Origin of the sequence: Cognatundibacterium crateris (genome assembly GCF_010078235.1) — a bacterium.
GTDB lineage: Bacteria > Pseudomonadota > Gammaproteobacteria > Burkholderiales > Burkholderiaceae_D > Undibacterium > Undibacterium crateris.
On record NZ_JAABOS010000001.1, the window covers coordinates 569,658 to 589,696 of the forward strand.

Annotated in this window: 17 protein-coding genes; 7 read left to right on the top strand and 10 right to left on the bottom strand. The window is 52.5% G+C overall.

The genetic code is table 11. The features are described from left to right. Positions 1 to 2: 2 nt before the first annotated feature. Entirely contained in the window at positions 3 to 1,421 is a 1,419-nt protein-coding gene (locus EYB48_RS02475) for an undecaprenyl-phosphate glucose phosphotransferase (protein ID WP_162018685.1), read from the top strand. Positions 1,422 to 1,474: 53 nt separating this feature from the next. Here the strand turns inward: EYB48_RS02475 and EYB48_RS02480 are convergent, their stop codons facing one another. Next, positions 1,475 to 2,524, bottom strand: a complete 1,050-nt coding sequence (locus EYB48_RS02480) for a GNAT family N-acetyltransferase (RefSeq protein ID WP_162018686.1) — start codon at positions 2,522 to 2,524, stop codon at positions 1,475 to 1,477. After that, positions 2,505 to 3,788, bottom strand: a complete 1,284-nt coding sequence (locus EYB48_RS02485) for a YihY family inner membrane protein (protein WP_162018687.1) — start codon at positions 3,786 to 3,788, stop codon at positions 2,505 to 2,507. Before EYB48_RS02485 ends, EYB48_RS02480 begins: the two co-directional genes overlap by 20 nt. 194 nt (positions 3,789 to 3,982) lie before the next feature. Between EYB48_RS02485 and wrbA the strand changes: the two genes are divergently transcribed. The 5 genes from wrbA (at position 3,983) to EYB48_RS02510 (ending at position 8,112) form a co-directional block, all read left to right on the top strand. After that, a complete protein-coding gene (gene wrbA, locus EYB48_RS02490) occupies positions 3,983 to 4,600 on the top strand; it encodes an NAD(P)H:quinone oxidoreductase (RefSeq protein ID WP_162018688.1) in 618 nt (205 codons plus the stop codon). Then, positions 4,597 to 5,004 carry a DUF2069 domain-containing protein gene (locus EYB48_RS02495; RefSeq protein ID WP_162018689.1) on the top strand — a complete coding sequence of 136 codons (408 nt, stop codon included), beginning with the start codon at positions 4,597 to 4,599 and terminating at the stop codon, positions 5,002 to 5,004. The genes wrbA and EYB48_RS02495 overlap by 4 nt, the downstream gene beginning before the upstream one ends. Then, positions 4,997 to 6,400: an FAD-binding oxidoreductase gene (locus EYB48_RS02500; RefSeq protein WP_162018690.1), complete on the top strand. Its 1,404-nt coding sequence runs from the start codon at positions 4,997 to 4,999 to the stop codon at positions 6,398 to 6,400. Before EYB48_RS02495 ends, EYB48_RS02500 begins: the two co-directional genes overlap by 8 nt. A 35-nt stretch (positions 6,401 to 6,435) precedes the next feature. After that, positions 6,436 to 6,900, top strand: a complete 465-nt coding sequence (locus EYB48_RS02505) for a DUF4124 domain-containing protein (protein ID WP_162018691.1) — start codon at positions 6,436 to 6,438, stop codon at positions 6,898 to 6,900. A gap of 96 nt (positions 6,901 to 6,996) precedes the next feature. After that, positions 6,997 to 8,112: an NADH:flavin oxidoreductase/NADH oxidase gene (locus EYB48_RS02510; protein ID WP_162018692.1), complete on the top strand. Its 1,116-nt coding sequence runs from the start codon at positions 6,997 to 6,999 to the stop codon at positions 8,110 to 8,112. Between the two features lie 146 nt (positions 8,113 to 8,258). Here the strand turns inward: EYB48_RS02510 and EYB48_RS02515 are convergent, their stop codons facing one another. From EYB48_RS02515 to ppsA, 6 genes are all read right to left on the bottom strand, one after another. After that, positions 8,259 to 10,901 carry a polysaccharide deacetylase family protein gene (locus EYB48_RS02515; RefSeq protein ID WP_162018693.1) on the bottom strand — a complete coding sequence of 881 codons (2,643 nt, stop codon included), beginning with the start codon at positions 10,899 to 10,901 and terminating at the stop codon, positions 8,259 to 8,261. A 291-nt stretch (positions 10,902 to 11,192) separates the two neighbouring features. Next, positions 11,193 to 12,140 (bottom strand): sensor histidine kinase, encoded by a 948-nt coding sequence (locus EYB48_RS02520; RefSeq protein ID WP_162018694.1) that lies wholly within the window; start codon positions 12,138 to 12,140, stop codon positions 11,193 to 11,195. Beyond that, positions 12,137 to 12,685, bottom strand: a complete 549-nt coding sequence (locus tag EYB48_RS02525; RefSeq protein ID WP_162018695.1) for a heme NO-binding domain-containing protein — start codon at positions 12,683 to 12,685, stop codon at positions 12,137 to 12,139. The genes EYB48_RS02520 and EYB48_RS02525 overlap by 4 nt, the downstream gene beginning before the upstream one ends. Positions 12,686 to 13,018: 333 nt before the next feature. Further along, positions 13,019 to 13,990 (bottom strand): SPFH domain-containing protein, encoded by a 972-nt coding sequence (locus EYB48_RS02530; protein ID WP_162018696.1) that lies wholly within the window; start codon positions 13,988 to 13,990, stop codon positions 13,019 to 13,021. A 106-nt stretch (positions 13,991 to 14,096) separates the two neighbouring features. After that, on the bottom strand, positions 14,097 to 14,531 hold the full coding sequence (locus EYB48_RS02535; RefSeq protein ID WP_162018697.1) for an NfeD family protein: 435 nt from the start codon (positions 14,529 to 14,531) through the stop codon (positions 14,097 to 14,099). A gap of 245 nt (positions 14,532 to 14,776) precedes the next feature. Then, on the bottom strand, positions 14,777 to 17,194 hold the full coding sequence (gene ppsA, locus EYB48_RS02540; protein WP_162018852.1) for a phosphoenolpyruvate synthase: 2,418 nt from the start codon (positions 17,192 to 17,194) through the stop codon (positions 14,777 to 14,779). Positions 17,195 to 17,405: 211 nt separating this feature from the next. On the opposite strand from ppsA, the gene ppsR reads away from it, so the two are divergent. After that, the gene (ppsR, locus tag EYB48_RS02545) at positions 17,406 to 18,254 is read left to right on the top strand and encodes a posphoenolpyruvate synthetase regulatory kinase/phosphorylase PpsR (protein WP_162018698.1); all 849 of its coding nucleotides are present in this window, start codon (positions 17,406 to 17,408) and stop codon (positions 18,252 to 18,254) included. A 357-nt stretch (positions 18,255 to 18,611) separates the two neighbouring features. Here the strand turns inward: ppsR and EYB48_RS02550 are convergent, their stop codons facing one another. Together EYB48_RS02550 and rnhB are read right to left on the bottom strand one after the other, a co-directional pair. Next, positions 18,612 to 19,397: a TrmH family RNA methyltransferase gene (locus EYB48_RS02550; protein WP_162018699.1), complete on the bottom strand. Its 786-nt coding sequence runs from the start codon at positions 19,395 to 19,397 to the stop codon at positions 18,612 to 18,614. Then, positions 19,394 to 20,038, bottom strand: coding sequence for a ribonuclease HII (gene rnhB / locus EYB48_RS02555; RefSeq protein WP_162018700.1), 645 nt, complete (start codon positions 20,036 to 20,038; stop codon positions 19,394 to 19,396). The genes EYB48_RS02550 and rnhB overlap by 4 nt, the downstream gene beginning before the upstream one ends. Position 20,039: the final 1 nt, after the last annotated feature.

Here is a 20,039-nt window from a genome sequence, read left to right on the forward strand (position 1 = left end):
CTATGTTCAGCCACTCATCCTCTGCCCATCACGCTCAGAATGCTCATTTACTGTCTGTCCTGACCGGCATTGCGTTCAGCAGCGTGATTTGTATCACGCTGTTCTGTATTATTTTCAATGTCGAAACTGCCGAAGTAGAAGTATTTGGGGTACGTATACTGATCGCCGCACTCAGCAGCATTATCGTGTTCTCCAGCCATAGCCTGCTCAACTCACTGCAGGACAGACGCGCGTATACCTTATTCCCCAAGCTGACCTGGCGCTGGTTTATCGTATTTATGGTGGTGCTACTGACGGCTTATGTAGAAAAATCCTCAGAACAGCTATCACGCAAGGTGATGTTACTGTGGTTATGCATTACGCCATTTGTTCTGATGGCGACCGCTCTATTGATACGCACTACCGCAGCTTTGTATTATTCCAATCCATCCCGGCGACGCAAAGCAGTATTGATCTGGTCAAATTCAGCTTGCGCCGATCTGGTCGACTCACTCAAGCATTCACCGCTGGCCGCAGTGGACATCGTGGGCTTCTTTGACAATCGCAGCGAATCCCGTCCTCCTAGCGACATAGAAAGGCTGGGCGATCTCGAAGATGCGATTGAATGGATAGTCGATCCTGAAACCGGCAAGGTCAAGGTCGATGTGGTCTTTATCGGCATGAATACCAAGGAGCCACCGGAACTGGCTGAAGTTATAGAAATACTGTTTGACAGCACGGCCACCACCTATTTTGTGCCGGAATCCCTGATCTTTGGCATGCCGGGCATACAGTTACGCGAACTGGCTGGCAAGCCGGTACTCGCATCCGTGGAAACTCCATTTATCGGCGTCACTGCTTTACCTAAACGTCTGGTTGACTTCTTCGGCGCTTTGATTGGACTGATTTTGTTGTCACCGGTTCTGCTGTGCGTGGCACTCTGCGTCAAACTGAGTTCGCCTGGCCCTGTCTTGTTTAAACAAAAGCGCTATGGCATCGCCGGTAAAGCGATCAGTGTTTACAAGTTCCGTTCTATGCGTATGACGAGTAAAGATGCTCCAGTCATTCAGGCAACCGTAGGCGATCCGCGTGTCACCCGCTTCGGCAGTTTTATACGTAAAACTTCAATCGATGAATTGCCGCAGCTGTTCAATGTTCTCAAAGGTGATATGAGTCTGGTCGGTCCACGCCCACACGCGGTCGCACACAATGAGTTATATCGCAAGCTGGTGACTGGCTATATGTTCCGGCACAAGGTCAAACCCGGTATTACCGGATGGGCACAGGTCAATGGCTTGCGCGGTGAGACAGATACGCTGGAAAAAATGCAGGCCAGGGTCGACTATGATCTCTACTACCTGCAGCACTGGTCGATCTGGCTGGATTTTGTGATTATCTGGCGTACCGTTAAAGTGCTGTTCGGCGACAAAAACGCTTATTAATTTGCACTACACTGAATTTCACTACACTGAACCCTGCAAAATGTCTGCCGGGTTCAGGATTTGCGCCAGGCTTTCAGCTTCACGCCCAAAGCGGAATCACGCAGATAGCGCTTACCACGCCACAAGCCGCCATGTACTTTTGCCAGCAAGGCCGGGCGCGAAACAGCACCTTCACACAATTCAGTAAAGCCGGTTGCAAAGCGCTGCTTATAGGCTTGCTCACCGCGCCCCAGATCGATCAGTGTAATGCCCTCCGCAGCACCGTATTCTGCACAACGGGCGAGCAGTATTAAGCCAGGTGAATACTCGCCAAAATGCGTGTCATACCAAGGGAACCAGTAATGCAGCGTGTTGGCGCTACGCATACCAAAATGCGCGGCCACCAGTTTGTCACCCGCATACAGTACAGACAGCACACCCGCAAAGTCACTGCCGTGCTGGGCTTGTATCCCTTCCATCAATTGCCGTATCCAGGCGACGGCAAATACGTCCGCCTGCGGCCCCAGGGTGCGCACGAATTGTTGCGACTTCCCATCCAGCAGCGCCTGAAAATCCGCTGCGTCCACAGAACTGAATTCAAAGCGCACATCACCCACACGCCGCCCTAATTTGCGGGCATTGGTTTCTACTTTTTTTAACAGACCGGCTTCACGAGTTGCTGCCAACTTAGCACCATAAGCCGCGTAGCCGCCCTCCAAATTCAGGCATAGCGAACGGCTGCCGGTCCAGGCATGGCTGGCAAACTCCTGCATCACGGCGGGTACGTGATTGAACGCCAGGTAGGACTTCCCCATGGCTCTGAGCAGGTCGGACATAGGGAAAATCATATCTGGCGCATGTAACACCCCCTGATAATCACTGAGGCCTTCGCCGATAAAATTTAGCGCTAGACCTGCGAGCTGATGGTAGGGAAACAGGCCTGTGACCTGCCCTGCCTCTTCCATCACCAGCAAGCGCGCATCGGCACGCTGCTGCGCCACCAGCTGAGAAAAACGCGGATGAAAATAAGGACTGTCATAGACGGTTGCTGTCTGCTGCAGACGATGCCAGCTTGAAATTAAGCCGGCATCCAGTTCGGAAAAACTAATTATGCTGAATTTCATTGCCGTTTTCGCTGCTGTCTTCGTTATTCAGGAAATACTGCTGCAAGCTCGTTTGCAAGCCTGCTTCTATCTGGCTCTCGACCAGGGCAGACAAGCGGCTACCCTGCAGCGGTGCATACACAAATACGCGATACACATCGGCAATACGCAATTCAGCCGGGTTCATGGTCAGTACCCAGTACTCTTGCTGATTCCGTTCAGATCGCCAGCGCCGCTTAGCCGGTTCAGCAACTTGCTCAGGCATGACTTTAGCCACCCAGTTAAGCTCAGCCATGCTCTGTAGTAAATCCTCGATTTCATCGAGCCCAAACCAGGTAAAGGTGCGAATCTGGGCAATGCTGACGCTGGCTAAACGCCCTTCTTGTCTGGCGCGAACCAGGACGCCGAGTATGCGTACTGCATCATCGAAACGGCTGCCCGGGGTAGGCACATGCCACCAGCGCTCAAAGCGCACCACGGGCAAAGCCGCAGTGATCACTGCCCCGACCAGCGTAATCAGCCAGGATAAATAAATCCAGACCAGAAAAATCGGTATCGCTGCCAAAGCGCCATACACAATGGTATAAGTTGGAAAATGCGTGACAAACTGGGCAAAGCCGCGTTTAGCGACTTCAAATGCAAGCGCTGCCACCAAGCCACCCCAGGCTGCATCCTGCCACGCCACCGGGCGGTTAGGCACAGTGGTATAGAGCAAAGTATAAGCGCCGGTCGTAAACAAAATCGACACCAGGGTATAAAAAATGGCACCGATCAGTGGCACTGCATTCACCACTCCGCTGGTGGCGGTGAACAAATACGAGGTGGCAGAAATCGATATACCGATCAGCAAAGGCCCCAGCGTGACTATCGCCCAATACACCAATACCCTTTGCACCAATGGTCGCGAGCGCTTGACTTGCCAGATCTGATTAAATGCGCGGTCTATCATCGCCATCGTCGCGAACGCAGTCAGCATCAGCGCCACGCCGCCCACCGCAGACAGGCGCGTGGCCTTGGTCGCAAACTGGGTCAGATAACCAAGTATGGTGTTGGCTATCCCCTTAGGCATCAGGTTTTGCACAAAATACGCTTCCAGCGAAGTACGGAAGGTATTAAACAAGGGGAAAGCGGTGAAAATCGCGAGTGCCACCGTCAGGATAGGTACCAGCGCCAGTACCGTGGTGAATGTGAGACTGCCCGCGACTTGCGGAAGTCGCCCTTCCTGCAACCTGCGTAATGCGAATTGAATGAGATTACGGATGTGTTGCCAGGTCATACCACGCATAACTGCCTAATTAAATTTCAACAGACTCTATTTTAATGAGTTTAATGAGATTACAAGCATAAAGCTTCATAATATAGGCTCTATGCGAAACGGAAACCACGGTATGCCGCATGTTCAGCATGCTCGGTATGCAGACGCTGTTTCGCAGCGTGTTCTGAGATACTGAAATATTGAGATTTTTAGAAAGACGACCGATGAGTCATTCATCCACTCCACTTACCCTGCTGGTTTTATATTATTCGCGCCATGGCAGTACCCGCAAAATCGCTGAATGGATAGCGCAAGGGATAGAAAGCGTACCCAATTGCGATGCCCGCCTGCGTACAGTGCCACCCGTATCCAGTGATACTGAGGCAAGCGCACCAGGCATTCCCGACAGCGGCGCGCCTTATGTGGAATTGCAGGACCTGGCAGACTGCGCCGGTCTCGCTGTTGGTTCACCTACCCGCTTTGGCAATATGGCCGCTGCAATGAAGTACTTTTGGGATGGTACCAGTGCCGACTGGCTGTCCGGTACGCTGGCCGGTAAGCCGGGCTGCGTGTTCACTTCGACCGGCAGCCTGCATGGTGGCCAGGAATCGACCTTACTCAGCATGATGCTGCCACTCTACCACCATGGCATGTTGGTGCTTGGCATCCCTTACAGCGAGGCAGATCTGATGCTGACATCCAGCGGCGGCAGCCCCTATGGCGCGACGCACTGGTCCGGACTGGATGGCAAGAAAGCGCCGACCGATGAAAGCCGCAGACTGGCGATCGCTCTCGGCAAACGTCTGGCGCAAAACGCGCGCAAACTGGCAGCATCCACATGATCAGCCGCAGCCAACAACACTTTCACCGGCTCGCTTGCCTGAGTCTGCTCGCCTTAATCGTGCTCTGCATCGCCTGGGAGCTATGGCTGGCTCCGCTGCGCGCAGGCGGCAGCTTTATGGCACTCAAAGCCCTGCCCTTATTACTGCCTTTACGCGCTGTCTTAAAGCGCGACAACTACACCATGCAATGGACCACCATGCTGATCTGGCTGTATTTCACCGAAGGCGTGGTGCGTGCCTATAGTGATCAGTCTCGTCTGTCTGCCGCACTGGCACTGGCAGAGTTATGCCTGGCGCTATTGTATTTCATCGGTGTTGCGGCCTATCTGCGCCCCATCAAACGGGCTGCCAAAGCAGCACAGAAAGCGAAACTCGCGCAACAGAATAACGAACAACATGGATGATTTTCTAGCAGCCTGTTGCCTGTGCGTGGGCCACGCGAATGTGCTGACCGCAGAGCAGGACAAGACGCCTTACGAAACTGAGTGGCGACGCCGGGTACAAGGCAAGGCATTGGCTGTCATCCGGCCCGGCAATACCGACGAAGTCGCGGCCATCGTCGCGCTGTGTCATACGCATCAGGTGCCTGTCGTGCCGCAAGGTGGGAATACCGGACTGGTGATCGGCTCCATCCCTGATCAGCAAGGACGTGCCATCATTTTATCTTTGCGACGTATGACGCAGATACGCGCTGTCGATGCCGGTAATTTCACACTGATTGCGGAAGCAGGCTGCACACTGGCGCAGGTACAACAGGCGGCTGACGCGGCCGGTCTGTTATTTCCGCTGTCGCTGGCTTCCGAAGGCAGTTGCACCATAGGCGGCAACCTGGCCTCGAATGCAGGCGGCACCGCCGTGCTTCGATATGGTAATACACGTGAACTCTGTCTGGGCCTGGAAGTGGTCAGCCCCGCCGGGCAAATCTGGCATGGACTCAGCGGTCTCAGGAAAGACAATACCGGCTACGATTTGCGTCAGCTGTATATAGGCTCGGAGGGAACGCTGGGCATCATCACCGCCGCCGTACTGAAGCTCTACCCCAAACCGGCAGCGCAAAAAACAGCCTGGCTCGCGCTGGAATCCCCGCAGCAAGCCTTGCAGATCTTGCGTGCGGCAAGTCAGGCGCTGGGCGCCATGCTGACCACCTTTGAACTGATGGCGCACATCTGCCTCAAGTTAGTGCTGAAACATCTGCCGGGCAGTACGGCACCGCTGGCAACGGCTGCGCCCTACTATATTTTGCTGGAATTATCGGATCAGGAATCCGAACAGCATGCCAATGCAGCGATGGAACAGCTGTTACAACACTTGCTGGAAGCCGGGCTGATCAGCGATGCCGCCATTGCAGGATCATTGCAACAGGCGCGCCAGTTGTGGGCCTTGCGTGAAAACATCTCGATGGCGCAAGCCGCTGAGGGTAAAAATCTCAAGCATGATATTTCCGTCCCTATTTCTGCCATCCCGGCTTTTATAGCTCAAACTGATGCTTTGCTACAGCAGCACTTTCCAGCCTGCCAGGTAGTGTGCTTCGGGCATATGGGCGACGGCAATTTGCATTACAACGTGTCACCGCCAAGCGACAACAAAGAGGCTTTTTTTTCCGCAGAAAAACAAATCACGACGCTGGTGCACGATCAGGTGCAGTTATTCCACGGTTCCATCTCTGCTGAGCACGGTATCGGTGCCATGAAGCGCGCTGATCTGGCAAAATATACCAGTCCCACCGAAATGCTTTTAATGCGTACGATCAAGCAAGCACTCGACCCGCTCAATCTTATGAATCCGGGCAAAATACTGTAACAGCGTTGCGGGCTTGCAGAACAGGGAGTCAACTCATGCACACCATCTGCGCTATCCACGCCACTACGCTAGTCAGTTTGATGCTGCTGTTAAACGCAGCCACTGTCCGTGCCGAGACTTATCGCTGCATCAGTCAGGGACAAACCGTGTATCAGGAAACACCCTGTCGCCCAGACCAGCAGGCAGCCGGAACGGTGCAGCCTGCGTCCCAGCCCACGGCTCAGGATAGCGCCGCAGCACGCACCCGGCTCAAACAGCAACAGGAAGAATTGCGCCGTATCGATCAGCAGCGCCAACACGAAACCGAACTGGCGGCAAAACAACAGCGCAGCATAGCCGCAAAAACGGAACGACAAAAACTAGCCTGTGATAAAGCCAGCCTGCAACTGCGCTGGGCGAAAGAAGACTTGCGTCAGGCAACGCCTGCTAAAGAAGCGAAGGCCAGACAAAAACTCAAACGTCAGCAGGAAAAGACCAGCCTGGCTTGCGCTCAGCGCTAAACTGCATGCACTCAGCAAGGCGGCCGCAGTTTCGGCATAATAGCTGGCCGTAAAGAGCACCCCGCTCTCGCTACTCAAGAAAGAAAGCCCCTGCCCATGAGTCTGCTTTTCACCCCAACCCAGTTAGGAACACTCAAACTCAACAACCGCATCGTGATTGCGCCTATGTGCCAGTATTCAGCGCAGGACGGTATCGTCAGTGACTGGCATCTGATGCACTTAGGCAGTCTCGCGCTGTCCGGTGCAGGCTTGCTGATTATCGAGGCGACTGCCGTAGAGCCGGATGGGCGGATTTCGCCGGCCGATGTGGGTTTATGGTCAGATGAAACCGAAGCAGCCTTATGCAAAGTATTACAAGCTGTGCGCCGCTATTCCAACATGCCGCTTGCAATTCAGCTGGCGCACGCGGGACGCAAAGCTTCGAGCCAAGTTCCGTGGGAAGGCGGTCAGTTACTACAAGCGCAAAATGGCGGCTGGTCAACCTGGTCAGCCTCTGCCATTCCACATGGCGCGACTGAAACCCCACCGCTTGCGCTCGATCAGGCTGGCATCGCACGCGTTAAACGCGCCTTTGTCGATGCTGCAGTACGCGCCCATCGTCTGGGCATAGACAGCATAGAGCTGCATGCAGCCCACGGTTATCTGATGCATCAGTTTTTATCGCCCTTATCCAATCAGCGCGAAGATGCATACGGCGGCAGTCTGGAAAACCGCATGCGCTTGCCTTTGGAAATCGTCGATGCGGTCAAGGCTGCGCTGCCAGCAGATTATCCGGTCGGCGTCAGGATTTCCGCCAGCGACTGGGTGGAAGGCGGCTGGGATCTGGCGCAAAGTATCGTTTTGGCGCAAGCCCTGGAACAACGCGGCTGCGCGTTTATTCATGTGTCCAGCGGTGGTTTATCACCACGCCAGCAAATCCCGCTGGAGCCCGGCTATCAGGTGCATTTTGCCGCGGCAATCAAAGCTGCGGTCAGCCACTTACCTGTGATTGCGGTTGGGCTGATTACTGAGCCTGAACATGCGGAACAAATCCTGCAAGATCAACAGGCCGACCTGATCGCGATCGCACGTGGCATTCTGTATGACCCGCACTGGCCCTGGCATGCCGCCGCCAAACTGGGCGGAACCGTTGAGGCCCCGCCACAATACTGGCGCTCTCAGCCGCGTGATCAGAAAGCCTTGTTTGGTGAGACCCGCATCGGTAGCCGTTGAGCCTGTCCATCAAAGGCCCAGCGCGGCTAAGCAGCTAAAACAAAAGCGGACACCAACTGGTGTCCGCTTTTGTTTTGTGCCTGATATCTTTAATTTGAAAGACCGTGATTGCTGGCCTGAATACAGACAAATCAGCAGCTACTGTATTAATCCAGCTTTTTCAGCGCCTCGCGCACATAACTGACATTACTGCTGTTCGGCGCCAGCTCCAGATAGCTTTGATAGGCTTTTCTGGCCTTCTCTTTGTCAGCGCTACGCGCCAGCGCATCGCCCAGGTTCATATAGGCGATGGCCCGTGAAGGATCCATGCTGATGGTGTTTTCAAACCAGCGTGCCGCCTCAGGATATTTCTGCTGTTTAAAATAAACAAAGCCCAGATTATTGGCCGCCAGTGCAAAGTCAGGACGATATTTGAGCGCCTCGGTGAAGGCCGCTTCCGCCTCGGCATATTGCTTCTCTTTGTAGAATTGCAGACCCTGATCATTCGCTCTTTGTGCCAATTGACGTGAGGAGCCCTGCACCAGCTTAGGGGCGGAAATTTTCTGTTCACCGCCATTGAGGTTCTTAATCACTATCGGCGCCTCACTGCCCGGCTTGGCGGCCACCACACTGAGTTTATTATTCAGTGCGATTTCTTCAGAAGACAGTTGGTTGGTTTTGGCACTTAAATATTCAGTTTCGGCACGCAGTTCAAATACAAATTCGCCACCCTCTGAGCCTGGCAAGCTGCCAAAGGCAGGCGTCTGCGCTGACATGCCTGCGACCGCCGGTGCTGTATACGCGGCCAGCTCCGTGGCGGTAATGATGCCATCCCCATTCAGATCCGCCTTACCGTTCAGAGCCTGCAGCAAAGTCCAGGTAAACACGGAATGCCCATTCGGGCCACCATCTGCCACTAACTGATCGGCACCACCGGCAGTCAGCATCTGACGCCCCAGGCGTTTCGCATTATCTTTCAGGAAGGCGGCATTACCGCCACGCGTGAGTCCCAGCCCGCTATAACAGGCATCCATGACAAAGAACACATGCTTAGCCTGCAGGTTTTCTGCAATATTCTGCAAATCCGTCATCGGAATTGCATCAACCGACAACTGCGCCGGATCAGAATCGACCGGAATGATATACCCCAGGTTACGTCCCGAACTCAGCTGACGGGTGGCACCATGCCCTGCGAAAAAGATAAAGACGCGATCATCTTTTTTCAGTTTTCCATGACCTAACTGATCATGAAATGCGGCCAGTATATGATTGCGCGTGGCTTCCGCATTACTCAGCGTAATCACCTTTTCTCTGGCAAAACCAAAGCGGTTAATCAGGGTGTCGCGAATCGCATTGGCATCCTGTACTGCATATTGCAGCTTAGGCCATTTCTGATAATCGTTAATGCCGATCACCACGGCCCAGCTATCCTGATACTCGCTGCCCAGACTGACTTTTTCCGGTGCGGCCTGACGCTCCTTACCGACCTTGAATTCGCTGCCATCCCAGGCCGCAAAGCGATAACCATCCGCAATCAGTTTATCCAGCACCAGCGGCAAGGCCTTGACGGTACGTTCATGGATATCATGGAACAGGATGATGCCGCGCTGCTCTTTTTCGACTGAGGACAGCACACGTTCTACGATAGAATTCGGTACCGGGTCGGCCCAGTCCAGCGAATCGATATTCCACATCACCGAGCGCAGACCCAGCTTGCTCAGTAATTCCATACCCTCTTTGTTCTTCGCACCGTAAGGAAAGCGGAATAAGGGCGAGCGGCCGGGATCTATCGCTTTGAGTAACTGATCGGTCTGTCCGATTTCAGCGCGCAGATTGTCGCCACTTTCTTTCGACAATAAGGCGTGACTGTAGCTGTGATTCGCCAGGGCATGGCCTGCTGCTTTCAGACTTTTGCTGATCTCCGCATTTTTATTTAGCTTTTCCTTGCCCTGAGCATCAATGCTGCCAACGTTACGACCGACTTCAAAAAAGACCGCAGGCACATTGTATTGCTTCAGTATCGCGGCGATCTCCTGGGTATAACTGGCATGCGGACCATCATCGAAACTCAGCACCACGGTTTTTGGCGGCAAACCACGGCCGAATATCTCTTTTTCAGCACTCGCATCCGGAATGTCCGGATAAGGCAGAATCACGCCGTAATCTTTCAGTATCTGCTCGCGCTGATAAATTTTCCTGAGCTTGGCGAGATAGTCATCCCACTTCTCACGTTTAAGCTCAATAGCGCGGGTTTCAAAACGCGCGAAAATCGCCTTGAGTTCCTGGTCATAGTTTTGCTCTATGTCTGCCAGCGCACTCAAATCTTCCGAGATGCGCTTATGCTGCTTGACTGCTGGCAGGGTCTGTTCTTTCGCCACCAGCCGCTGCAAATACGTGAGCACCTCGCGGAAGGCAAGGCGGTCGGCATCGTATAAGTTGTCGCCCGATTCTATGTAATTGAGTATGCCATCCACATAACTGAGGCGCTGGCTGGCGACCTGGCTGGATGTTTGCTCCAGCCTTGCCTCCAGCTTTTTCAAACGCGCCAGATTATCGTGAAACAAGGCGCTGCCTACCCGTATCGCTTCTTTGCGTTCTTTCTCATTCAAGGTTTTTTCATCCGCCAGCAAGACGATGGTCTGGCGGTAGGCCTTGAGCAAGGCGGGTAATTCTTCCGGCAATTCCGCCTGAGCAGTGGCCGATTCGGCAAGCACCTGAGCCTCACTGTGCGAAGGGGATTGGTAGAGATAAGCTGCGCCAGCAATGCCGCTCAGACTTAACGCGGCGGCAATCAGATATTTGAATTTCATGGGTAAAAAAATAGCAGGGAGCGAGGATACGGCTTAGACCATATGGTAGGTGAATCCTGCGCTTCTGTGGGGAACAGTCAGGATGAAAAATGTAAAAATTTAGAAACTTTTCCTGACATGCCTGGTTTTAACAACATATACAACGCTGTACGGCGACAAGAGGCGCGAACAATGTAGGCGCTGCTGCTAAACCGAATGTTGCCCCCTGCCAGCCGGTATGCACTGCGTTTGTGCTTACCGGTTGCCGCCCTGGTCTAAGTACAAGAAAATCTGGCCGTTCGCACGCCTTAACTAAACAACAGGTGCAAGCGGCAATTGCAAGCTAAAGCAACTGCCCTGACCAAGCTGACTTTGCACGCTCAGGCTGCCCCCATGTTTGATTGCAATGCTGTAACTCATCGACAAACCAAGCCCGGTTCCGTGTCCTACATCCTTGGTTGAAAAAAAAGGATCAAATATCCTTTGCAGATTTTCGGCGGCGATGCCACAGCCTGAGTCGATGACTTCAATGATGGCCCATTCCCTGTCCTGTTCAGTATGTGACCTGAGCACCAGCCGTATCAATCCCTTTCCATGACAGGCATCAACGGCATTATTGAGTAAATGGCTGAGTATCAGTTGAACTTCCAGCTCATTGCCAATCACAACAATATCGGACCCGAGGATTTTTTCAATATGGCATTGCTGCTTATGCTCACCAAGTGTCGCCAGCGCCATCGCAATGCTGCTGTGCAGACTGATGCTCTGCTCTTGCTGCTGCCCAAGTTCCGTGTATTGCTGCAGCTTACTGATCAGATCGCGTACCCGTGACAGGCCATGCTCGGTCTCATCCAGTAAAATGGGCAATTCCTCCTGCAGGTAAGGCAAGTCCAGCTGTTCCAAGGTAGTCCGCAAATTGCTGAGCTGGGCAGCAGTCGGGGTGTTGTCCAGTGCCTCAGCATGCTGAGCCAGTGCTATCAATTGCGCTGACCATTCACGCAGACACTTGACGTTACTAATACAAAAGCCAATCGGATTATTGATTTCATGGGCTAGTCCCGAAGTGAGCTGGCCCATGGCAGCCAGCTTTTCTGTCTGCAGCAACTGGTTACGGGTATGCTGCAAATTGCCCAGTGTCTCGTTTAACTCCAGTACTTTGTCGTACAAAACCCTGGTTTTTTCATCCAGCAGTTTTTCAGCCAATAACCTGGCCTGGCGCTCGCGCTGATAGGCACGCAGATATGCATCAGCTTCGCTCATGGCTGATGGAAATGTATGTGTAAGCGGCAGCGTTCCGCGCCATCATGCATACACTCGGGGTGTTCTATCTGCACTTGCTGCGAAAACTGCGCTGCCGCCCCTTTTATCAAACCTACCGCAGCATGACACAGCTTACGTTTGGACTGGTAATACATCACCAGCATTTGCTCATTGCTATTGTCATAGTCGAAGCTGGGCAAATAGGCATCCGGATACAAGCGCCGTACTTCCTTATGAATCACTTTATCAACCGACAGCAAAAAAGGACGTAAATCATTTAGCTGACGTAATTCCGGCGGAAGCGAGTTGTAAAGACGGGAAAACAAAAATTCACCGAAGGCCTCAACTAACTGCGTGGCTGGCAAATTTGTTTTTTGAGACAGCAAAGCCACCAAGGCCAACAACTCTGCATCCTCATATTGCTGCCCTGACGTATAAATCCCACCTGAAGCGGGATTAAGTTCAGTCAGCACTTCGTCCCACATAGGCATGCCCAGTTTTTCGATGACCATATCGGACAGCGCGGTAAAAATTGATCCTTGCATACATGAGCCTTCCACAAAGTGAATGAGCAAAACACAGATGCTGCCTGCGTACATTCAGCACCTGATGGCTAGTTCAGCTTATGTGAAAAGTTTCCGAACCACAAATTTCTTTTTTGAAATTTCCAGAACTTTTGCAGTGATTAACATTAACGCACTTGAGGCGGCAGCATCTGGCTGCTGAATTGAAAACAGCCATGGCGAGCTTGATATCTGGCTCTTCATGGCTGTCGGACAGGGAATTGGAAAAGCGCCTTGCATCTGAAATCGTTTTGTAGCGCGCTGTTGAACGATTTCAGAGACTTCCAGAGCTATTCAGAAAGTACGCATAGCTGCTCAGACACCGCCACGAGTTTGATTCGCAACGACTTTAGCCGTACCAGGACTGGCAGCAGGCTGGGTTTTGATCACTTGCATCGCGGTCGCAATCAAGCCGCTCATATCGCCGAGGTTAGCCGGTACGATAATCGAATTGTTGGTCTTCGCCAGATTGCCAAACGCACCTACATACTGCTCTGCTACCTTCAAGTTGACCGCATCGGCTCCGCCCGGTGACTGGATCGCCGCTGCAGTCTTACGTATCGCTTCAGCACTCGCTTCAGCAATCGATAAAATCGCAGCTGCCTGACCTTCGGCACGGTTAATCGATGCCTGTTTTTCGCCCTCAGAGCGGGCAATAGCTGCTTCGCGTTCACCGTTAGCGATATTAATCTGTTCCTGCTTACGGCCTTCGGAAGCGGCGATCAGTGCACGCTTTTCACGCTCGGCTGTAATCTGTGCCTGCATCGCATGTAAAATTTCTTTAGGTGGCGTTAAGTCCTTGATTTCATAGCGTAAAACCTTGACGCCCCAGTTAGCTGCAGACTCATCGATCGCACTCACGATTGTGGTATTGATGTGATCGCGCTCTTCAAAGGTTTTGTCCAGTTCCATCTTACCGATCACAGAACGCAAGGTGGTTTGCGCGAGCTGAGTAATCGCCGCAATGTAATTTGATGAGCCATACGAGGCGCGCATTGCATCAGTAATCTGAAAATATAAAATCCCATCGACCTGCAATTGCGTATTGTCTCTGGTAATACAGACTTGTGGCGGTACATCCAGCGGGATTTCTTTGAGGCTGTGTTTGTAAGCAATGCGGTCTATGAAAGGAACCACAATATTCAAACCTGGTCCTAAAGTTGCATGATATTTCCCCAGACGTTCTACCACCCAGGCATGCTGTTGAGGCACGACGTTAATCGTTTTGATGACGAACACCAGAGCCATGATGAACAGTATCAGAGCCACTCCACCGATATTTTCCATGTTATTACCTTTATTGTTATTGAGAGAAAAAGTCGAAACGATGTATCTGTGATCGTTTCGCATTCAGCTACTACATGCAAACCACTGCTGCCAGTATTCAGCAAACTCAGACTGGTCTGACAATCAGACGACTACCCTGTACTTCCTGTATCTGATACGAGCCAGGCAATCCTGCGCCGTGATGCAGCTCGACATCCCACATCGCGCCGCGATACATTGTTCTGGCCTGAAAGCTGCCGTCACCCAGGTCACGCCACTGCTCAACCTGCAAGCGCTGGCCGACATCCATATTCACATTCGGATCACGGGCCGCTTGCTGACCTGGTTTCCAGCCATAAGGGCTTTTATGCAGTATCAGTGTGGCCAGACCACCTACCAAACCCGCCACGATCAGTTGCGTACCGCTGGCTGCGCCCAAAAAAGCGACCACAGCAGCAGCGGCTAAACCCAGCGCTATCATTAATAAATAAAAAGTACCGGTAAGCAGTTCCAGACTCACTACCACACCTGCTGCGATACACCATAGGGTCCAAGCACTCATGTTTCTGTCTCCTGTTCTTATTGGCATTGCAATTAGTATTGCAATACGTAATGCATTTTGGTGAATAAAACGACAAAAATCAGCGGTAATCGCTGCCTAATGTATACACCGTTTTTATGAAAGTTGCATGACTGCCAGTCAGCGTGACAGCAATAAAAAACGCGGACTGAACAAGGTTCAGCCCGCGTTTTTCAGTCATGGCGACAAATTATTACTTCTGTTTGCCAATTAGCTCAGGTACCTGCTTATTTAGCGACCTTTGCCAGCTTTTGCCAGGTATCGACCACAGAGTCAGGATTCAGCGAAATCGACTCTATGCCCTCCTGCATCAGCCACTCGGCAAAATCCGGATGATCGGATGGACCCTGACCGCAAATACCCACATATTTATTGAGTTTACGGCAGGCAGCGATAGCGCGTGACAGCAAAGCACGCACCGCAGGATCACGTTCATCGAAGTCAGCTGCCAGTAACTCCATACCGGAATCACGGTCCAGACCCAGAGTGAGCTGAGTCAGGTCATTGGAACCGATAGAGAAACCATCGAAGTGTTGCAGGAAGTCTTCTGCCAGGATCGCATTGGATGGAACTTCGCACATCATGATCAGACGCAAGCCATTTTCGCCGCGTTTCAGACCATACTGCGCGAGCAGGTTGACCACTTTTTCAGCCTGACCCAAAGTACGTACGAAAGGCACCATGATTTCTACGTTGGTCAGCCCCATGTCATTGCGTACGCGCTTCATTGCCTGACATTCCATTTCGAAGGATTCTGCAAAATCCGATGCCAGGTAACGCGCTGCTCCGCGGAAGCCCAGCATAGGATTTTCTTCATCCGGTTCGTAGCGTGAACCGCCTATCAGTTTTTTATACTCATTGGATTTAAAGTCAGACAAACGCACGATGACTTTCTTAGGCCAGAATGCGGCTGCAATCGTCGCCACACCTTCAGCCAGTTTATCGACATAAAAGGCTTTAGGCGAAGCATGGCCACGCGCAACCGATTCAACTGCTTTCTTGAGTGCCGGATCGATGTTCGGATATTCAAGAATAGCCTTAGGATGCACGCCAATATTGTTATTGATGATGAATTCCAGACGAGCCAGACCCACACCTTCGTTAGGGACGGACTGGAAATCAAACGCCAGTTGTGGGTTACCCACGTTCAACATGATTTTCAAAGGCAGCTTCGGCAACTCACCGCGGACTTCTTCGGTTACTTCGGTTTCCAGCAAACCATCGTAAATCTTACCTTCGTCACCTTCGGCGCAAGATACGGTCACCAGGGTGCCATCTTTCAGCATATCGGTTGCATCGCCGCAGCCAACCACCGCTGGCACACCCAGTTCACGCGCGATAATCGCAGCGTGGCAAGTGCGGCCACCACGGTTAGTCACAATCGCGGATGCGCGCTTCATCACAGGTTCCCAGTTTGGGTCTGTCATGTCGGCTACCAGCACGTCGCCCGGCTGCACACGTTCCATTTCAGATGGGTCGTGAATCACACGTACGCGGCCAGCACCGATCTTCTGGCCAATGGCGCGACCGGAAGCGAGCACAGTGCCACTGCCTTTGAGTTTGAAGCGTTGCTGCGCGTCAGTCGCTTTTTCCTGCGATTTGACTGTTTCAGGACGTGCCTGCAGGATGTACAGCTTACCGTCGCGACCGTCTTTACCCCATTCGATATCCATAGGGCGACCATAGTGCTTCTCAATGATGACGGCATACTTGGCCAGCTCAACCACTTCGTTGTCGTCCAGCGAGTAGCGGTTACGCATTTCAACTGGTACGTCCACTGTTTTGACGGAGCGGCCAGCCTTGGCTTCACCAGTGAATTCCATCTTGATCAGTTTAGAACCGATATTGCGGCGGATAACCGGCAATTTGCCTTGTTCCAGCATAGGCTTATGCACATAGAATTCATCCGGATTCACTGCGCCCTGCACCACGGTTTCACCCAGACCATAGCTGGAGGTGATAAACACCACATCCTTAAAGCCGGATTCGGTATCTATCGTGAACATCACACCGGCCGCGCCCAGGTCGGAGCGCACCATGCGCTGCACACCGGCAGACAAGGCGACTTCAGCATGGGTAAAGCCTTTGTGAACGCGGTAAGAAATTGCGCGGTCATTGTAGAGAGAAGCAAACACGTGCTTCATGGCTTCCAATACGTTTTCTATGCCGACCACATTCAGGAAGGTTTCCTGCTGACCGGCAAAGGACGCATCTGGCAAATCTTCTGCGGTAGCGGAAGAACGTACCGCAAACGAGACTTCACCGACAGAATCAGCCACCAGCTTGTTATAAAACGCTTCAATTTCCTGTTGCAGACGCGGCTGGAATGGGGTGTCGATTATCCATTGACGGATTTCAGCACCGGCTTTCGCCAATTCCTTGACGTCTTCGATATCCAGTGTTTCCAGACGGTCAGCGATACGTTTAGCCAGTGGCAAGCCGCCGTTTTCGCTATGCGACAAAAAGTCACGGAAAGCCTGTGCCGTGGTCGCGAAACCACCTGGTACGCGCACACCGGCCGTGGCCAGCTGGCTGATCATTTCGCCTAGAGATGCATTTTTACCGCCGACAGATTCAACATCTGTCATCCGTAAATGCTCAAATGAGGCAACATAAGTTGCTTCAGTATTTGCTGCGTTGGACATAACAACCTCTTTTTGATGGTAAGAAATCTGTACTGCTTCGTGTCTGGCCTGATTTTTGTTATTCTGGTCGCCAGTCACGAACCACATGCTATTTCAGCATTTTACATGCTGTGCTGCAAAATGGATCGCTGCTGCACAATATATTGGAATGATATATTGACGCGCAAGCAGAAATTTTTTTCACCTTTGGCATTCTTAATGCATAGAGCTCATGAGCGAATCCACCACCAATAATAATCCTATCGCCAACCGCACCGTTTTCTTTGTCTCAGATGGAACTGGTATTACCGCTGAGACCTTTGGCCACTCCGTACTGACGCAGTTTGACCTCAAGTTCAGACAAATCCGGCTGCCTTTTGTGGATACCCTGGATAAAGCCCATGAGGCCTTACGCCGCATCAATGATGCCTACACCACCGAAGGCAATCGTCCTATCGTGTTCTCTACCCTGGTTAAGACTGAACTGGCGAATGTTGTTTTTCAATCCAAGGGTTTGCACATGGATCTGATCCAGACTTTCGTGTCTCCGCTGGAGCAGGAGTTGGGCATCAAATCCACCCACACCATAGGCCGCAGTCACAATATCGCTGACACGGAAGAATATAAGAACCGTATCGAGGCGATCAATTTCTCGCTCGCGCATGATGATGGTCAGTCGAATAAGAACCTGTCTACCGCTGATGTGATATTGGTCGGCGTTTCGCGTTCAGGAAAAACACCGACCAGTCTGTATCTGGCGATGCAATATGGGATTAAGGCAGCCAATTACCCGCTGATCCCGGATGACTTTGAACGCGGCAAGCTGCCTTCGGTGCTGCCTGAATTTAAGGCCAAGATGTTTGGATTAAGTATTGCGCCGGAACGTCTGAGCGAAATCCGCAATGAGCGTCGGCCAGGCAGTAAATATGCGTCGCTGGAAAACTGCCGCTACGAAGTGAATGAAGCAGAAGCGATGATGAAGCGTGAAGGCATACGCTGGCTGTCCTCAACTGCCAAGTCGATTGAGGAAATTTCCACCACCATCCTGCAGGAAATCAAAGCCGATGTGCGTGTCTATTAACTGAGTGCAGACTTAAAAACACTAAGGGCCTGTTAACATTAAATTGCGAGATGCGTTCAAGCCAAAACGTGGGCTGGCAAGGCGTGTGTCGCCGTCAGGGCTGGTGCCCCTGACAAGACACGCAACGCAGTCTAGCACGCGTTTTGGCTTGAACCCGGAGGGAAAGGGTTAAAACAGCCGCATGGCGTTGTTGCATCCCGCTGACAGTGATCACACTGTTACGCGGGCTGCGCCTAGCCCTGCACCTGTTTTACCCCTTTCGCACACGTAATTTAAATGTTAACAGGCCCTAAGGGCTGAACGCAATGCGGGTTCAGCCCTTAGTGTTTTTTGAGCGTCTTTTTTTTCAACGCATTTTTAAGTTAACTGCTGCCTGACCTGCTCAAAAAAGCAAATCGCAGCACTCGCAGCCACATTCAGGGATTCTATCGCAGCCTGTTGTGGGATGGTCACAGCCTGGGTGGCCTTCGCCATCAGCGCCGCAGACACGCCCTGCCCTTCATGGCCGAACATCCAGACCACAGGCTGGTTTAAAGCGGATTGGTAAATAGTGGTCTTGGTATGGGAACTGGTGGCCAGCACCGGGATCTGGCTGCGGTTCAGAACCTCGCCCAGATCGCAATTCTCATAGATATGCAGTAAAAAATGTGCGCCCATGCCAGCCCGCATCACCTTAGGCGACCAGGCTGACACCGTACCGCTACTGCAAAATACATGGCGGATACCGGCTGCGGCCGCACTGCGCAGTATCGAGCCCAGATTGCCCGGATCTTGCAGACCATCGAGTACTACTGCCGTTTCTGTGAGTGCAGCAGGCAAGGCACGAGCCGGTGTCGGCACCACGAACAAGATGCCAACGCCGTGTTCAACCTGACTGAGCGTTTCATACAAGGCATCCGGCAGACATATTTTCTGCGCAGCATCGAGCAGGCTGGCGCTGACCAGCTGATTGACTTCCGTGTTCGCCAAAGCCGATTCAGACACCACGCACAGCTCAGGCGCGCCCAGCTGCTGGCCATAGGCCTGGCACAAATGCACACCATCGAGCAAGGTCTTGCCCGCTTTACGGCGTGCCTGCGCCTGCGTCGCCAGTTGTCTGAGTTCTTTGAAAAGCGGATTGTCCCGCGAAGTAATATGTTTCATGCCAACAAAGCCTTAACTGGCCCAAATGATTTTCTATGTACCGGTGTGACACCATGCTGTTGCAGGCGTGCCAGGTGCAATGCGGTCGGATAGCCCTTGTGTTGATCGAAGGCGTAATCCGGATACAGCTGATGCAGGTCCAGCAAGGCGTGATCTCTGGCGGTTTTAGCCAGGATAGACGCGGCCGATATCGCCGGGACTTTATCGTCGCCCTTGACGATAGCTTCAGAACGTACCGCCATCACCGGACAGCGATTGCCATCGATCAGTGCCAACTCAGGGGTAATGCTGAGTTGTTCGACCGCACGGCGCATCGCCAGCATGGTCGCCTGCAAAATATTGAACTGGTCGATTTCCTCGACTGAACTTTCAGCAATCGCCCACGCCAGTGCTTTTTCCTTGATTTCCACCGCCAGCGCATCCCTTTGCGCTTCGCTGAGTTTTTTGGAATCGCGCAATCCGTTAATTGGCCGCGCCGGATCCAGTATCACCGCTGCCGCCACCACACTGCCAGCCAATGGCCCGCGACCAGCTTCATCCACGCCACAAATCAGTAAATCATCATGACTGAACAATGCCAGCGTTTGCTGTAGCACTGCATCGCCCTGTACGTCCTGTGGCGTCTGCTTCTTTTTGACCATC

What these genes read in the sequence shown, in the direction of transcription:
- rnhB (WP_162018700.1), bottom strand. Translation starts at nt 20,038, where the DNA reads ATGGTCAAAAAGAAGCAGACGCCACAGGACGTACAGGGCGATGCAGTG.
- EYB48_RS02510 (WP_162018692.1), top strand. Translation starts at nt 6,997, where the DNA reads ATGAGTCTGCTTTTCACCCCAACCCAGTTAGGAACACTCAAACTCAAC.
- EYB48_RS02550 (WP_162018699.1), bottom strand. Translation starts at nt 19,397, where the DNA reads ATGAAACATATTACTTCGCGGGACAATCCGCTTTTCAAAGAACTCAGA.
- wrbA (WP_162018688.1), top strand. Translation starts at nt 3,983, where the DNA reads ATGAGTCATTCATCCACTCCACTTACCCTGCTGGTTTTATATTATTCG.
- EYB48_RS02525 (WP_162018695.1), bottom strand. Translation starts at nt 12,685, where the DNA reads ATGCAAGGATCAATTTTTACCGCGCTGTCCGATATGGTCATCGAAAAA.
- ppsR (WP_162018698.1), top strand. Translation starts at nt 17,406, where the DNA reads ATGAGCGAATCCACCACCAATAATAATCCTATCGCCAACCGCACCGTT.
- EYB48_RS02475 (WP_162018685.1), top strand. Translation starts at nt 3, where the DNA reads ATGTTCAGCCACTCATCCTCTGCCCATCACGCTCAGAATGCTCATTTA.
- EYB48_RS02500 (WP_162018690.1), top strand. Translation starts at nt 4,997, where the DNA reads ATGGATGATTTTCTAGCAGCCTGTTGCCTGTGCGTGGGCCACGCGAAT.
- ppsA (WP_162018852.1), bottom strand. Translation starts at nt 17,194, where the DNA reads ATGTCCAACGCAGCAAATACTGAAGCAACTTATGTTGCCTCATTTGAG.
- EYB48_RS02515 (WP_162018693.1), bottom strand. Translation starts at nt 10,901, where the DNA reads ATGAAATTCAAATATCTGATTGCCGCCGCGTTAAGTCTGAGCGGCATT.
- EYB48_RS02495 (WP_162018689.1), top strand. Translation starts at nt 4,597, where the DNA reads ATGATCAGCCGCAGCCAACAACACTTTCACCGGCTCGCTTGCCTGAGT.
- EYB48_RS02535 (WP_162018697.1), bottom strand. Translation starts at nt 14,531, where the DNA reads ATGAGTGCTTGGACCCTATGGTGTATCGCAGCAGGTGTGGTAGTGAGT.
- EYB48_RS02480 (WP_162018686.1), bottom strand. Translation starts at nt 2,524, where the DNA reads ATGAAATTCAGCATAATTAGTTTTTCCGAACTGGATGCCGGCTTAATT.
- EYB48_RS02505 (WP_162018691.1), top strand. Translation starts at nt 6,436, where the DNA reads ATGCACACCATCTGCGCTATCCACGCCACTACGCTAGTCAGTTTGATG.
- EYB48_RS02485 (WP_162018687.1), bottom strand. Translation starts at nt 3,788, where the DNA reads ATGCGTGGTATGACCTGGCAACACATCCGTAATCTCATTCAATTCGCA.
- EYB48_RS02520 (WP_162018694.1), bottom strand. Translation starts at nt 12,140, where the DNA reads ATGAGCGAAGCTGATGCATATCTGCGTGCCTATCAGCGCGAGCGCCAG.
- EYB48_RS02530 (WP_162018696.1), bottom strand. Translation starts at nt 13,990, where the DNA reads ATGGAAAATATCGGTGGAGTGGCTCTGATACTGTTCATCATGGCTCTG.